The organism is Mesorhizobium sp. M8A.F.Ca.ET.207.01.1.1, assembly GCF_004794715.1.
Classification (GTDB): domain Bacteria; phylum Pseudomonadota; class Alphaproteobacteria; order Rhizobiales; family Rhizobiaceae; genus Mesorhizobium.
In genome coordinates this window covers 1-543 of the sequence record NZ_SRUS01000053.1, presented here as the reverse complement: position 1 = coordinate 543, position 543 = coordinate 1, and the positions used below count along the sequence as shown (strand labels likewise).

The window sequence follows — 543 nt, the reverse complement described above, 5'->3', positions numbered from 1 at the left end:
CGTACTTGTGCTTTGCTTAAGCCTCGGCGGAAAGGGCGCAAAACCAGGAATCGGAGCCATTGCTGCTGTTCGTCGAGCGTTCCCCAAGATCCGTCTGATTGTTTATCCCGATCCGTACTCGCCGCAAACCGTACGAATCGCTATCGCCCTCGGCGCGATGGGGGTCGTTGCCAAGCATGAGGCTTCGGCTGAACTTGTCCCAGCGTTGAGGTCGGTGCAGCAGGGATTTCGCTTCGTAAGCCCCGGCATCCACCGCAGAATCAACTGCAAAGAGATCCGCCGTCTAGCGGTAGAAGAGGAACTACTTCTGCAGCTCTTGGCAGACGGCAACTCACTCGAAGAGGCAGTGCCAGTTCTGCAGATTCCTATTGATGACGCACGGAATATGAGGGACAGGGCCATGACTAAGCTTGGCATGAGCGATCTGGCTGCGCTGTCGAGCTTCCTAGAGTCCTGGCGTTTGGATAACCTGAACTGAGCAGCCTTCCCGGCCAGGAACAAGACTTGACCGATAGTTGAATGACGGCATCGGTTCAACGGAAC

General features: G+C 56.0%; 1 protein-coding gene. It reads left to right on the top strand.

The annotated features are described in order from the left end of the window. Window positions 1–478: hypothetical protein (locus tag EN850_RS36645; protein WP_210237999.1), on the top strand; the 478-nt coding region annotated here is incomplete at its 5' end. Window positions 479–543: the final 65 nt, after the last annotated feature.